The following is a 13223-nucleotide window of genomic DNA, read 5'->3' on the forward strand; positions in this document are numbered from 1 at the left end:
CCGAGGCCATGCCTCAGCAGATCGCCCGCTGTGCCGGGAAACCGCGACCGCTCCGAGGCCGTCTTCAGCGCCCGCCGGGGGCTGGCCCCCAGACGGGGCATCCATATCGCCCCGCCCGTGACACCACTGCGCGGACCACGACCGGGCCCCGGCCTTTCCGGCCACCCGAGTTTCACCAGATCGAACAGAACGAGGAGCCATGCCCAAGTCATACGTTTTCACCGAGTACGGCGGTCCCGAGACGCAGGCATTTGTCGACCTGCCCAGGCCCGTTCCGGGGCCGGGCCAGCTTCTGGTCGCGGTGCACGCGGCCGGGGTGAACCCGGTCGACTGGAAGGTGCGCGCCGGCTACCTGCGGGAGTTCCTTCCGCTGCCCCTGCCGGCGACCTTCGGCACGGAGGTCGCCGGGGTCGTCGAAGAAATCGGCGACGGGGTCGAGGGGTTCACGATCGGAGACGAGGTCTTCGGGGCCCTGCCGTTGCTCGGCGGCTACGCCGAGTACGTGCTGCTGCCGGTCCAGACCGCGGCACGCAAGCCGGCCGGCGTGTCATTCACGGACGCCGCGACCTTGTCCGTGTCCGCGGCCACCGCCCAGCAGGGCATAGACCGGCTGAACCTGACGCCCGGTGCCACCCTGCTGGTGAACGGAGCCGGTGGCGGTATCGGTGTCGCGGCCGTGCAGATCGCCCGCGGCCTGGGCGCCACCGTGATCGGCACCGCCGGCCCGGGCAAGGCGGAGTTCGTCTCCTCCCTCGGGGCCACTCACGTCCCCTACGGAGAAGGAGTGGCCGACCGGGTCACCGCCGTCGCCCCGAACGGCGTGGACGCCGTCTTCGACCTGGTCGGCGGCGACGCCCTGTACGCCGTCGCCCATCTCGTCGCGGACAAGTCCCGGATCGTCACGGCTGCTGATCCGACGGCGGCGGCCGAACTCGGCGGCGGCTACTTCCAAGTGGAGCAGACCGGCGACACGCTCTCCCCTGTTGCCGCACTGGTCGCATCCGGCGCGCTCGACCCGCACGTCACCACGGTCATGCCCTTCGCTGAGGCAGCGGCGGCCCTCGCCCAGGTCGAAGCCGGCCACGCTCTGGGCAAGACCGTCCTGACAATGCGGTAAGGGTCGCGGCACAACCCCCGGAGGGTTCCGCGGCGTCCACGGACTCGTCGTGTCCGGGCTGGAGGGGCAACTGTGGGCCGCACGCCTGCGGCCCACGGTCGCCCGCCGACATCATCGCCGCCACGCCCGACGACTCAGTGATCGCGCTCCACGGCACCGGACCTCCACCAGGAGGAAAGGCCCAGCATGACCCCCACCACCGTTCTCGTGACCGGTGCCGCCGGTGACCAGGGTGCCGCCGCCGTCCGCCACCTGCGCGATGTCGGCCACACCGTGCGCGCCTTTGACGCCGCCGCGCCTGAATCCCCCGAGCCCAGTACCTCGCCGAACTCGGCGCCCTCTACATCCAGGGCGACCTCGGCGACCGGGAGGCCATCGACGCCGCCATGCACGGTGTCGACTCCGTCTTCGCCGTCCCTGTCGGCCCTCACGGTGACGCCTCAAGGCCGACATCGGCACGCTCCTCATCGAAAGCGCCGAGCGCGCGGACGTGGACATGTTCGTGCAGACCAGCGTCGCCGGCCTCGAACGCCACCTCGCCCGCAGCGACTACGGCACCGGCCTCACCTTCGACGCCTACGCCGCGGCCCGCCTGCTGATCGAAGCCCGCCTGCGCACGTCGACGCTGCGCCGCTGGACCGTTCTGCGGCCGGTGACCCTCATGGAGAGCTACCTGCCGCCCAAGGCGCGGGCCATGTTCCCCTGGCTGGCCGAGGGGCGCCTCGACTCCGTCCACTCCACCGACATGCCGATCCAACTGTTCAGCGTGGTCGACATCGCACGGTTCGCCGTCGCCGCCCTGCGTCGCGACCCGGACCGTTTCGACCGTCAGATCATCGAACTCAACGGCGACGAGCCGCACGTCGCGCACATCGCCGCCGCCCTCTCCGACGCCACTGGAATCCGCATCACCTATCGGGCGCCGTCGGCCACCGACGCCCTTCGCGACGGCATGCTCGCAGGCGTCGCGCACAGCCAGGAATGGGCCAACCAGATCGGCTACGGCGCACCCAGCCCCGAGGATGTCCACACGACCTGGGGCATCAAGCCGACTCCCTTCACAGAAAGGGCCCGCGCCGACGCCGACCTCTTCGACGTGGCGCGCTGAAACAGCGCACCGCCATCACCGCAACACGCATTGACGAGGCCGTCCGGCTAGCAGAGTTCGTGCCCCTCCTTGACCGGCTGCTGACCGAGGACTCTGTGTCGTACGAGGGGAACTTCTACTCGGCGCACGAGGCGCGCAACATCCCCGGCTGTGTGCAGCGGCCCCGACTGCCCTTCGCGGTGGCCGCCACCGGCCCGCGCGGGCTGGGGCTCGCCGCGCGGTACGGGCAGGCGTGGGTGACCACTGGGGACCCCAAGCTGTACGAGAACGGCACGCCGGAGCAATCGATCCGTGCTCTCCGTGGCCAGGTGGAGAAGCTGGCCGACGCGTGCACCACGATTGGGCGGGACGTGGCCGAGGTGGACAAGATCCTGCTCACCGGTTTCACCCCGGACCGTGGCCGCCCCTTGGAGTCGGTTGACGCGTTCGTCGACTTCGCGGGCCGGCATCAGGAGTTGGGCTTCACCGAGGTCGTGATCCACTGGCCCATCCCCGACTCCGACTTCGCCGCAGACGAGAAGATCTTCGAGCAGATCGCCATGGCGGCCCCAGCGCAGCTGGAATGAGTGGTCATCGGCACTCATTTCGCGGAGGGCAGAGGAATCGGCGCCTCCCTGCCTGCTCGTGGTCAGCTCTGAGAGTGCGCCTCCCCCTCTGGGCCGCGTTGTCGCAGGCAATTGAACGCCCGTTCAGCGTTCCAGCCCGCCCATCGCCCTGGACAACAGGGGCTGCGTGATATCGAGCCGGCGGAGAAGTACACCGAGCAATCGGCCGTAGCCCTGAAGGAGATCGGCGTCCGGCGGACCTGGCGGAGGACCGGCACCGCACGACGGGCACGCGGAGGAGATCGTGCGCGGGAGCGATCACTGGTGGACGCTCGAAGTGACACCGTTGCCCGCGCGCCGGCCTGGGTCGTCTCGTCGGCGGCCACTTCGCGATGGGCGAGTTCACCTCCACCAGGCCGACGCCCCCTGTGTGCCACCGGGGCGTCGGCCCACTTCCACCGCTCAAGATCTCTTCAGGATCGGTCTAGATCATCCCGTTCCCGTTGGCCGAGGTCTCCGGCACGGACTGGGTGATGTCCCAGTGCTCCACGATCTTGCCGTTGCGCACCCGGAACAGGTCCAGGATGACCGTGCCCCGGTCCCCCGGGTAGTTCACGTAGAGGCTGTGGACGGCCACCAGGTCGCCCTCGGCGATGATCCGCTTCGGTGTGACCGTCAGCTGCGGTGCCGACGCGAAGTAACCGCCGAGGCCCGCCTTGCCCGCGGCCACACCGTTCTGCATCTGCGGGTTGTGCTGGAGGTAGCCGGCGTCCCAGTACCGGTCGAGGGCGGTCAGGTCCTTGTGGACCATGAGCTCGTCGAATGCCTTGGTGACCAGCTTCTTGTTGGCCTGGGTGAGCCGGTGGTCCAGGGGCTGCGAGGTCTTCGGCGAACTCAGCGTCGAGAACATGTCGTTGCCGCTGGCGGTGGTGTCCGGCACGCTCTGGATCACGTCCCAGTGCTCGGCGATCTTCCCGCCCTGGAAGCGGAAGATGTCGATGACGGCCGAGCCCTTGGTGCCCGGGACCAGGATGACGTTGGAGTGGAGCATCACGAGGTCACCCTGGGAGATGACCCGCTCGACGTCGTACTTCGCGTCGGGGAACTGCTGGTGGATCGAGGTGGCCAGGCCCTTCAGAGCCGCCGACCCGTCCCCCACGGTCGGGTTGTGCTGGATGTAGTCCGACCGCACGAAACGGTCCACGACCTTGGTGTCCCCGCGTTCGAACACGCCCTTGGCGACCGTGACGGCGACGGCCTTCTGGTAGCCGAGGCGCGCGGCGTCGCCATAGCCGCCGTAGCCATGTGCCGCGTGCCCGGCATCCGTGCTCCGCGGTGCCGCGACGGCAGGTACGGCGACGGCACCCAGGACAGCGGCGGCGGCGAGGAAGGCGACGGCCGCCCTGCGGGCAGGGGAGGTGGGGGGCATGGTGTGCTCCAGACGATTTCAGTGCCGAAAGCATAACTTGAAGATTAAAGATCTGCCTCGTCAGGTAAATGCTATTCACCGACCGGAGTCAAGACGCTTTACCGTTCCTTGACGATCCTTGTCCCGTCGCTTGCGGACCGCCGCTCGAAGGTCGACAGGAATTGTCGCGTCCAAGCAAGGTGCCGAGCCGTCGAGGGCGACCTCACCGGAGTCGTTCCGTCGAAGACACGGGTGCAGGGCCGGGACGGCGGCTGCCACCGCCCCGGCCCGATCCGCTGTGTCCCTCGCCCTACGAGTGGTAGACCGGGTTCCAGCCGTCGGTACCCGCCAGGTACTTCTCGGCGGTGTAGTCGGTGGCCTACGAGTCGGTCATCTCAGGGTCGTTGGCGCCGAGGTCCCCGGAGCCGAGGCCGTAGTTGTTGTACTGCTTGAACCGGGCCTGCGACCAGGAGTAGTCGGTGGTCATGTCGGCCCAGGGGTGGGCGGAGTTGATGCCCGAGCGGATCGTGCTGTGTCGCGGACCAGCGCCTGGGGCCAGGCGGTCGCCGTGTTGTGCCACGGCCGACCGAGGTACATCGTGTTCGCCGCCCGGCTGGCCGAGGCGGCGGCCGAGGTGGAGCCCGTGAAGGCCGCCGACCGGATGCGTACGGCGCTGCTGCGGGCCGTCGGCCACGATCTGCGCACCCCGCTCGCCGCCGGCTGGGCGGCCGTGGCCTCGCTGCGCAGCCGGGATGTGGAGTTCTCGGCGGAGGACCGCGACGAACTCCTCGCCACCGCCGAAGAGTCGATGGCCAAGCTCAGCCGTCTGGTGGAGAACCTCCTCGACCGCAGCCGCCTGGAGGCCGGGGCCCTCACGCTGAACCTGCGGGCCACCACCCTGGAGGAGGTCCTGCCGATGGCGCTGGCGGACGTGCCGGTGGCCGAGGCACGGGACGTGGAGGAGATTCCGGCGGTGCTGGCTGATCCGCCGCTGCTGGAGCGGGTCGTCGCCAACCTCGTCGGTAACGCCGCCCGGCACACACCGCCGGGCCGGCAGGTGCTGGTCACCGCCAGTGCCCTGGCGGGCCGGGTCGAACTGCGGGTCGTGGACCGAGGCCCCGGTCTCCCACCGGCGGACCGGGACCGCGTCTTCGAACCGTTCCAGCGGCTCGGCGACACCGACAACACCACCGGCCTCGGCCTCGGACTCGCCCTCGCCCGGGGCCTAACCGAGGCGATGAACGGCACGCTCATCCCTGAGGACACCCCCGGCGGCGGCCTGACCATGGTCGTGTCCCTGCCCGTCGCGGACCTGACCGGCACGACGGACGAGCCACCGCAGCCGACGGAGAAGCCGCAGCCGCGCGGTGCGGCCGGACGTGTCCGGTGATGAGAGGGACCGTGCCTGCGAGTCGTCCTGGGGCCTGGCGGCACTCCGGACCCGTGCCGCTGGGTGACCGCGCCATGACCGCGACACCATGAGCGCGACCCGTGACCGCGACACCATGACCACGAACCGCCCTGCCGAGCCTTGAGTCGGCTACTTCAGGTCGGACGCCCTGAAGACGGCGTGGGCGGTCTCGCGGTCGACGCGCCGGGAGAGGCGACTCAACGCGGTCGCCCCGCACAGCAGCGTGCCGGCGGCCGCCGATTTCCGGGCGCCCGCGTCCAGACGCGACCACAACCGCGGGTTCCGCACGAGGACTTCGGGATCGATCTCCACCCGGCCGCCGACCGAGTCCCGCAGCACGAGTCGCTGCGACACGCCGTCCAGGCAGCGGACGGACACCAGCAGATCGGTACGGACGCGATGTTCGCGCAGTAGTCGGCGCGAGGCGAGCCAGCCTTCGCCGGCGCGGACCCGGGCCGGATACAGCGCGAGCAGGAGCAGCAGCGCCAGACCGAACCACAGGGCGCCGCGCCAGAGCGTCAACCGGCCCGAGCCCCAGTCGAGGAGGAGGAGAAATCCGAGCAGCGCGCCGGCGCAGCGGAGCGAGTCCCGCACATCCCGCGGCCGGCGCAGGTCGTGAGCCGTGTCGAGATGTTGGTGTGTGCCGTTGAGGGGGGTCATGGCGGAGACCGTAGGGAGCGGCGGAGCGGGCTCGTCTCCCTCTTGATGTGACTCTGACGGCTCTGTCACCTGGGTCACACCGCCGTTTCGTCACGGTCGTCAAGACCTCGTCAAAGTCGGCCGGTTCGGCGCGAAGAACGCGCTAGGAGAGGCCGGCCGGAGCCGGAACGGGACACACCCTGAGTGCACCGCGCACACCTCGGCCTCTCGTGCGGCTGAGGGAAGACCCGTGCGCGGTTGAGGGACGACCCTCGCGCGGCCGAAAGAAGAAGGAGTACCAACCGATGTCCGTCCTGACAGTCCAGCCGGGCGCGACCCCCGCCGACGAAGAGCCGCCCGATGCCGGCGAGCGCCACCGGCTGACCGCCGTCACGGGCCTTGCCGCCCTCTCCCTGGACGCGATGGCGTCGGTGGCGTACGGCCCTGAGGCGATCGTGCTCGTGCTGGCCGCGGCCGGTGCCCACGGCCTCGGGTTCACCCTGCCGGTGACGCTGGCCATCGCGGGTCTGCTGGCGGTGCTCGTCGCCTCGTACCGGCAGGTGATCGCGGCCTTCCCGGACGGCGGTGGCTCGTACGCGGTGGCCAAGGCTCATCTGGGTGCGCGCACGAGCCTGGTGGCGGCCGCCTCGCTGGTCCTGGACTACGTCCTGAACGTGGCCGTCGCCGTCACGGCGGGCGTGGCCGCGCTGACCTCCGCCTTTCCCACCCTCTACGGCGACCGGTTGGTCCTGTGCCTGGTGGTGCTGGCGCTGATCACGGCCGTGAACCTGCGGGGCATCGTGGAGTCGGCGAAGGCGTTCATCGTGCCGACCGTGGTGTTCGTCGGCTCGATCCTGGTGCTGATCGTCGTCGGTCTGTTCCGGTCCGCCCCGGTCAGCACGGCCACCGCGGACGGGCACGCGTCGGTCCTCGCCGACAACGCGACGACCGTGGGCGCGCTACTCCTGCTGAAAGCTTTCGCCTCCGGGTGCAGCGCGCTCACCGGTGTCGAGGCCCTCGCCAACGCCGTCCCCTCCTTCCGCGTACCGCGCGTCAAGCGGGCCCAGCGGGCCGAGGTCGCCCTCGGCGCGGTCCTCGGCCTGATGCTGATCGGCCTGTCCGTCCTCATCTCGCGCTTCCACCTCCAGCCGGTCGAAGGAGTCACGGTCCTCGCCCAGCTCGCCGACGCCTCGTTCGGCCACAACTGGCCCTTCTACGTCGTCCAGTTCGCCACGATGATCCTGCTCGCCCTGTCGGCCAACACCTCCTTCGGCGGGCTGCCGGTGCTGCTGAAGCTGCTGGCCCGTGACAACTACCTCCCGCACGTCTTCGCGCTGAAGGCCGACCGCCAGGTCCACCGGCACGGCGTACTGGCCCTGGCCGTGGTCTCGGCGGCGCTGCTGGTGTTCTCCGGCGGCGACACCAACACGCTTGTGCCGCTCTTCGCCGTCGGGGTCTTCGTCGGGTTCACCATCGCCCAGGTGGGCATGGTCCGGCACTGGCGGAGCGAGCGCGGGCGGGGGTGGCGGGGCAAGGCGCTGCTGAACGGCTTCGGCGGGCTGCTGACCGGCGTCTCGGCCGTCGTCGTCACCGCGACCAAGTTCGGGGAGGGCGCCTGGCTGGTCGTGGTGGCGTTGCCGCTGCTGGTGGCGGCGTTCGTCGTCGTGCACCGCGCCTACGCCCGCATCGGGGAGCGGCTGGGCCTGGGCCGTGTCCCCGAGACCCCGCACCGCGACCGTTCGCTGGTGATCGTGCCCGTCTCCTCGCTCTCCCGTCTGACGTCCGAGGCACTGACCGCGGCGGTCTCACTGGGCGACGAGGTCCGCGCCGTCACCGTCTGCTACCCCGACCCCGAGGACCGGGCCCAGCTGCACGCGCTGGAGCGTGCCTGGGCGGAGTGGGACCCCGGGGTGCCGTTGGTCCGGCTGACGTCCGAGCGCCGCAGCCTGGGCCGCCCCATCGCCGCGTACGTCCGTGAGGTGGCGGCGGAGCCTGCCACCCGGGTCACCGTCCTGATCCCGGAGGCCGAGCCCGAGCGGCTGTGGCAGCGGCTGCTGCAGAACCAGCGGGGCGCGGTCGTCGCGCACGCCGTACGTCGCGAGACCGACGCGGTGATCTGCCGGCTGCGTTTCCGGCTGCTGTGAGCGGGCCGCTCCGCACCGTCACGTGACCCCCGCCACCGATGACGACCAGGGCCGTATGGATCCCGTCAAGGGTGTGGGTGCGGCCGTAAGAGAGCCGTCAACGGGAGACCGAATCCGGCCATGGACGCGGTTTCCTCTAACTGTCCGTTCTTCCCGAACCTCACTCCAGGAGTTCGCGATGGCCGATCTGGCCTTCGTCGTCACCACGATCGCCGTGTTCGCGCTCGTGGCCTTCGTCGCCAAGGGGGTGACGAAGCTGTGACCGCCGAGAACGTCGTCGGCCTGATCGTGGCCGTCTCCCTGCTGGGCTATCTCGTCCTCGCCCTGATCTTCCCGGAGAGGTTCTGACGGTGACAACAGCTGCTACCGCAGCGGGTGACATGGGTCCCGTACTCGCCGGCGTGCTCCAGTTGCTGGCCCTCATAGCGGCGTTGGCGCTCGCCTACGTCCCTCTCGGCACCTACATGGCCAAGGTCTACTCCTCCGACAAGCACTGGCGGGTCGAGAAGTGGATCTACAAGGGCATCGGCGCCAACCCGGACACCGAGATGCGCTGGCCCGCGTACCTGCGCGGCGTGCTGGCCTTCTCGGCGGCCGGTGTCCTGTTCCTGTACCTCCTCCAGCGGCTGCAGGGCGTGCTGCCCGGTTCGCTGGGCTTCGCCTCCATCGACGCGGACCAGGCGTTCAACACGGCCGCGTCCTTCGTGACGAACACCAACTGGCAGTCGTACTACGGCGAGCAGGCCATGGGCCACGTCGTGCAGGTCGGCGGGCTGGCCGTGCAGAACTTTGTGTCGGCCGCGGTGGGCATGGTGGTGGCGGTCGCGCTCGTACGCGGCTTCGCTCGCTCCCGCTCCGGTGAGCTGGGCAACTTCTGGTCCGACATGGTGCGCGGGGTGACCCGCGTCCTGCTGCCGCTCGCGTTCGTCGCGGCGATCGTGCTCGTCGCCTGCGGGGCGATCCAGAACTTCTCCGGCATCCACGAGGTCGGCCAGTTCATGGGCGGCTCCCAGCAGTGGAACGGCGGTGCGGTCGCCTCGACGGAGGCCATCAAGGAGGTCGGCACCAACGGCGGCGGCGTCTTCAACGCCAACTCCGCCCACCCGTTCGAGAACCCGACCCCCTTCACCAACCTCTTCGAGATCTTCCTGCTGCTGGTGATCCCGTTCGCCCTGACCCGCACGTTCGGTGTCATGGTCGGCTCCATCAAGCAGGGCTACGCGATCCTCGCCACGATGGCCACCATCTGGCTCGGGTTCACCGCCCTGATGATGTGGACCGAGTTCGCCCACCACGGCCCGGCGTTCGAGATCGCCGGCGGAGCCATGGAGGGCAAGGAGAGCCGCTTCGGTGTCGGCGCCTCGTCGATCTTCGCGGTGGCGACCACGCTCACCTCGACCGGCGCGGTGAACTCCTTCCACTCCTCGTTCACCGGCCTCGGCGGCGGCATCACGATGCTGGGCATGCAGCTGGGTGAGATCGCGCCCGGCGGTGTCGGCTCCGGCCTCTACGGCATGCTCATCATGGCGATCATCGCGGTGTTCATCGCCGGCCTGATGGTCGGCCGGACACCCGAGTACCTGGGCAAGAAGATCGGCACCCGCGAGATCAAGTTCGCGGCCTGCTACATCCTCATCACCCCGGCACTGGTACTCGTCCTCACCGCCGCGGCGATGGCCCTGCCCACCCCGGGCGACTCGATGACGAACTCCGGCGCGCACGGGTTCTCCGAGATCCTGTACGCCTACACCTCGGCGTCCAACAACAACGGCTCGGCCTTCGCCGGGCTGAACGCCGACACCCAGTGGTTCAACAGCACGCTCGGCATCGCGATGCTGCTCGGCCGCTTCCTGCCGATGGTGTTCGTGCTGGCGCTGGCCGGATCGCTCGCCGAGCAGAAGCCGGTCCCGGCCACCGCGGGCACCCTGCGCACCGAAAAGCCGCTGTTCACCGGGCTGCTGGTTGGCGCGATCCTGATCATCACCGGGCTGACGTACTTCCCGGCGCTCGCGCTGGGTCCGCTGGCCGAGGGGCTGGCGTCATGACCACCGACGTAACGAAGCAAGAGGACGCGATGTCCACAGCCACCCCGACCCGGGCGCCGCACAGCGACGTCCCCACCGGGCACAAGCCCGCCGAAGGACGTGTCGGCGCGGGCCTCTTCGACCCCAAGCAGCTGCTCAAGTCGCTGCCGGACGCCTGCCGCAAGCTCGACCCCCGGGTGATGGTCAAGTCGCCCGTGATGTTCGTGGTGCTGGTCGGGTCCGTGCTGACGACGATCTTCTCCTTCAAGGACCCGACCGACTGGTTCGGCTGGACCATCAGCGCGTGGCTCTGGCTGACCGTCGTCTTCGCCAACCTGGCGGAGGCGGTCGCCGAAGGGCGGGGCAAGGCGCAGGCCGACACCCTGCGCAAGGCAAAGACCGACACCGTGGCCCGCCGCCTCGCAGAGGGCTCCGAAGAGAGCGTCCCCGGTACCGAACTGCGGATCGGTGACTTGGTCGTGTGCGAGGCCGGCGACATCATCCCCGGCGACGGTGACGTCGTCGAAGGCGTCGCCTCCGTGGACGAGTCGGCGATCACCGGTGAGTCCGCGCCCGTCATCCGGGAGTCCGGCGGTGACCGGTCCGCCGTCACCGGCGGCACGAAGGTCCTCTCCGACCGGATCGTCATCAAGATCACGACAAAGCCCGGTGAGACCTTCATCGACCGGATGATCAACCTGGTCGAGGGCGCGGCCCGGCAGAAGACGCCGAACGAGATCGCGCTGAACATCCTGCTGGCGTCGCTCACGATCGTGTTCCTGCTGGCGGTGGCGACCCTGCCGCCGTTCGCGGACTACGCGGGCACCCATCTCACGATGGTCGTGCTGGTGGCCCTGCTGGTCTGCCTGATCCCGACGACGATCGGCGCGCTCCTGTCGGCGATCGGCATCGCGGGCATGGACCGGCTGGTCCAGCGCAACGTGCTCGCCATGTCGGGGCGGGCCGTCGAGGCGGCCGGTGACGTGTCGACCCTGCTCCTCGACAAGACCGGCACGATCACGCTCGGCAACCGGCAGGCCGCCGAGTTCGTGCCGGTCGAGGGCACCACCGAGGCCGAGGTCGCGGACGCGGCCCAGCTCTCCTCGCTGGCCGACGAGACGCCCGAGGGCCGCTCCATCGTCGTACTGGCGAAGGAGAAGTACGGTCTGCGCGAGCGCGTGCAGGGCGAGCTGTCCGGCGCCGAGTGGATCGCCTTCACCGCCCAGACCCGGATGTCGGGTGTGGACGTCGACGGGCGCAAGGTCCGCAAGGGCGCGGCCGGGTCCGTCATCGCCTGGGTGCGGGAACAGGGCGGCACGGTCGCCGACGACGCAGACACGATCTCCAACCGGATCTCCGAGGCCGGTGGCACCCCGCTGCTGGTCGCGGTCGAGGACGCCGACGGGGCAAGGGTCTTGGGTGTCATCCACCTCAAGGACGTCGTCAAGGAGGGCATGCGGGAGCGGTTCGAGGAGCTGCGCCGCATGGGCATCAAGACGGTGATGATCACGGGCGACAACCCGCTGACCGCCAAGGCGATCGCCGAGGAGGCGGGCGTCGACGACTTCCTCGCCGAGGCCACCCCCGAGGACAAGATGGCCCTCATCAAGCGGGAACAGGCCGGTGGCAAGCTCGTCGCGATGACCGGTGACGGCACGAACGACGCGCCCGCGCTCGCCCAGGCGGACGTCGGCGTCGCGATGAACACCGGAACGTCGGCCGCGAAGGAGGCCGGCAACATGGTCGACCTCGACTCCAACCCCACCAAGCTCATCGAGATCGTCGAGATCGGCAAGCAACTCCTCATCACCCGGGGCGCGTTGACGACGTTCTCCATCGCCAACGACGTCGCCAAGTACTTCGCGATCATCCCGGCGCTGTTCGCGGCCGTCTACCCGGGCCTGGACAAGCTCAACATCATGGGCCTGTCCTCGCCGGACTCCGCGATCCTGTCGGCCGTCATCTTCAACGCGCTGATCATCATCGCGCTGGTGCCGCTCTCCCTGAAGGGCGTGCAGTACCGGCCGGTCAGCGCCGACAAACTGCTCCGCCGCAACCTCACCGTCTACGGCCTCGGCGGACTGGTCGCCCCCTTCATCGGCATCAAGCTCATCGACATGCTCATCTCCCTCATCCCCGGAATCGGCTGAGCGCCATGAAAAACACGGTCATCAACACTGCCCGGCTGTTCGGAGCGGGCCTGCGCGCCCTGCTCGTACTGACCCTGGTGACGGGCGTCATCTACCCGCTCGTCGTCACCGGCTTCGCCCAGGCGCTGTTCAGCGACAAGGCGAACGGCTCGGAGATCAAGGACGGGACCGGCCAGATCGTCGGCTCCTCGCTGATCGGGCAGTCGTACAACCTGCCGCTGAAGGAGGGCCAGGAGACCCCGGAGCCCGACCTGAAGTGGTTCCAGGGCCGCCCCCAGAACGGTCTCGGCACCAACAGCGTCAACACCCAGTACAAGCTGATCCTGTCCGGCGCCACCAACCGGTCCGCCGACAACAAGGACCTGATCGACTGGGTGAAGGCAGCCAAGGCCGCCGTCGTCAAGGACAACTCGACCGCCGAGTACAAGGTCGAGCCCTCCGAGGTGCCGGCCGACGCGGTGACGTCCTCCGGCTCCGGCCTGGACCCGGACATCTCACCGGACTACGCCGACCTCCAGGTCCACCGGGTCGCTCAGCAGAACGGTCTGTCCGTCGATCAGGTGCAGAAGCTGGTCGACGACCACACAGAGGGCCGTACCCTCAGCTTCATCGGGGAGCCCCGCGTGAACGTCCTCGAACTCAACATCGCGCTCAAGGACCTCCTGGCCAGAAGCTGA

10 protein-coding genes and 3 pseudogenes are annotated in these 13223 nt (G+C 69.5%); 11 read left to right on the forward strand and 2 right to left on the reverse strand.

What is annotated here, in order from left to right; all coding sequences use genetic code 11:
- Positions 1-199 precede the first annotated feature (199 nt).
- The 4 genes and pseudogenes from SGFS_RS31400 to SGFS_RS31415 all read left to right on the forward strand — a co-directional run.
- Entirely contained in the window at positions 200-1117 is a 918-nt protein-coding gene (locus SGFS_RS31400) for an NADP-dependent oxidoreductase (protein WP_286255263.1), read from the forward strand.
- Positions 1118-1613: 496 nt separating this feature from the next.
- Complete coding sequence (locus SGFS_RS31405) at positions 1614-2225, forward strand: Rossmann-fold NAD(P)-binding domain-containing protein (RefSeq protein ID WP_286255264.1); 612 nt, start codon at positions 1614-1616, stop codon at positions 2223-2225.
- Positions 2226-2257: 32 nt separating this feature from the next.
- Positions 2258-2791 (forward strand): annotated as a pseudogene (locus SGFS_RS31410) (LLM class flavin-dependent oxidoreductase); the annotation flags it as partial.
- 177 nt (positions 2792-2968) lie between these two features.
- Positions 2969-3058, forward strand: a pseudogene (locus SGFS_RS31415) (GNAT family N-acetyltransferase); the annotation flags it as partial.
- 196 nt (positions 3059-3254) lie between these two features.
- Here SGFS_RS31415 and SGFS_RS31420 read toward each other — a convergent pair.
- Positions 3255-4199 (reverse strand): nuclear transport factor 2 family protein, encoded by a 945-nt coding sequence (locus SGFS_RS31420; protein WP_286255267.1) that lies wholly within the window; start codon positions 4197-4199, stop codon positions 3255-3257.
- A 586-nt stretch (positions 4200-4785) separates the two neighbouring features.
- Here SGFS_RS31420 and SGFS_RS31425 point away from each other — a divergent pair.
- Positions 4786-5568: pseudogene (locus tag SGFS_RS31425) on the forward strand (sensor histidine kinase); the annotation flags it as partial.
- Between the two features lie 150 nt (positions 5569-5718).
- Here the strand turns inward: SGFS_RS31425 and SGFS_RS31430 are convergent.
- Positions 5719-6249, reverse strand: a complete 531-nt coding sequence (locus SGFS_RS31430; protein ID WP_286255270.1) for a hypothetical protein — start codon at positions 6247-6249, stop codon at positions 5719-5721.
- A 284-nt stretch (positions 6250-6533) separates the two neighbouring features.
- Between SGFS_RS31430 and SGFS_RS31435 the strand changes: the two genes are divergently transcribed.
- From SGFS_RS31435 to SGFS_RS31460, 6 genes are read left to right on the forward strand one after another with little or no spacing between them, the layout of a single operon-like run.
- Entirely contained in the window at positions 6534-8372 is a 1839-nt protein-coding gene (locus tag SGFS_RS31435; protein WP_286255272.1) for an APC family permease, read from the forward strand.
- 22 nt (positions 8373-8394) lie between these two features.
- The gene (locus SGFS_RS31440) at positions 8395-8634 is read left to right on the forward strand and encodes a hypothetical protein (protein ID WP_286255273.1); all 240 of its coding nucleotides are present in this window, start codon (positions 8395-8397) and stop codon (positions 8632-8634) included.
- Complete coding sequence (gene kdpF, locus SGFS_RS31445; protein WP_069767153.1) at positions 8631-8720, forward strand: K(+)-transporting ATPase subunit F; 90 nt, start codon at positions 8631-8633, stop codon at positions 8718-8720. The genes SGFS_RS31440 and kdpF overlap by 4 nt, the downstream gene beginning before the upstream one ends.
- Before the next feature lie 32 nt (positions 8721-8752).
- Positions 8753-10417, forward strand: coding sequence for a potassium-transporting ATPase subunit KdpA (gene kdpA / locus SGFS_RS31450; protein WP_286260162.1), 1665 nt, complete (start codon positions 8753-8755; stop codon positions 10415-10417).
- Positions 10414-12546 carry a potassium-transporting ATPase subunit KdpB gene (gene kdpB, locus SGFS_RS31455; protein WP_286255274.1) on the forward strand — a complete coding sequence of 711 codons (2133 nt, stop codon included), beginning with the start codon at positions 10414-10416 and terminating at the stop codon, positions 12544-12546. Before kdpA ends, kdpB begins: the two co-directional genes overlap by 4 nt.
- 5 nt (positions 12547-12551) lie before the next feature.
- Positions 12552-13223: a potassium-transporting ATPase subunit C gene (locus SGFS_RS31460; RefSeq protein WP_286255276.1), complete on the forward strand. Its 672-nt coding sequence runs from the start codon at positions 12552-12554 to the stop codon at positions 13221-13223.

It is taken from the genome of Streptomyces graminofaciens, assembly GCF_030294945.1.
GTDB classification, from domain to species: domain Bacteria; phylum Actinomycetota; class Actinomycetes; order Streptomycetales; family Streptomycetaceae; genus Streptomyces; species Streptomyces graminofaciens.

Excerpts from the sequence above, each read along its gene's own strand:
- SGFS_RS31400 (WP_286255263.1), top strand. The coding sequence starts at position 200 with ATGCCCAAGTCATACGTTTTCACCGAGTACGGCGGTCCCGAGACGCAG.
- SGFS_RS31405 (WP_286255264.1), top strand. The coding sequence starts at position 1,614 with ATGTTCGTGCAGACCAGCGTCGCCGGCCTCGAACGCCACCTCGCCCGC.
- SGFS_RS31420 (WP_286255267.1), bottom strand. The coding sequence starts at position 4,199 with ATGCCCCCCACCTCCCCTGCCCGCAGGGCGGCCGTCGCCTTCCTCGCC.
- SGFS_RS31430 (WP_286255270.1), bottom strand. The coding sequence starts at position 6,249 with ATGACCCCCCTCAACGGCACACACCAACATCTCGACACGGCTCACGAC.
- SGFS_RS31435 (WP_286255272.1), top strand. The coding sequence starts at position 6,534 with ATGTCCGTCCTGACAGTCCAGCCGGGCGCGACCCCCGCCGACGAAGAG.
- kdpA (WP_286260162.1), top strand. The coding sequence starts at position 8,753 with ATGGGTCCCGTACTCGCCGGCGTGCTCCAGTTGCTGGCCCTCATAGCG.
- kdpB (WP_286255274.1), top strand. The coding sequence starts at position 10,414 with ATGACCACCGACGTAACGAAGCAAGAGGACGCGATGTCCACAGCCACC.
- SGFS_RS31460 (WP_286255276.1), top strand. The coding sequence starts at position 12,552 with ATGAAAAACACGGTCATCAACACTGCCCGGCTGTTCGGAGCGGGCCTG.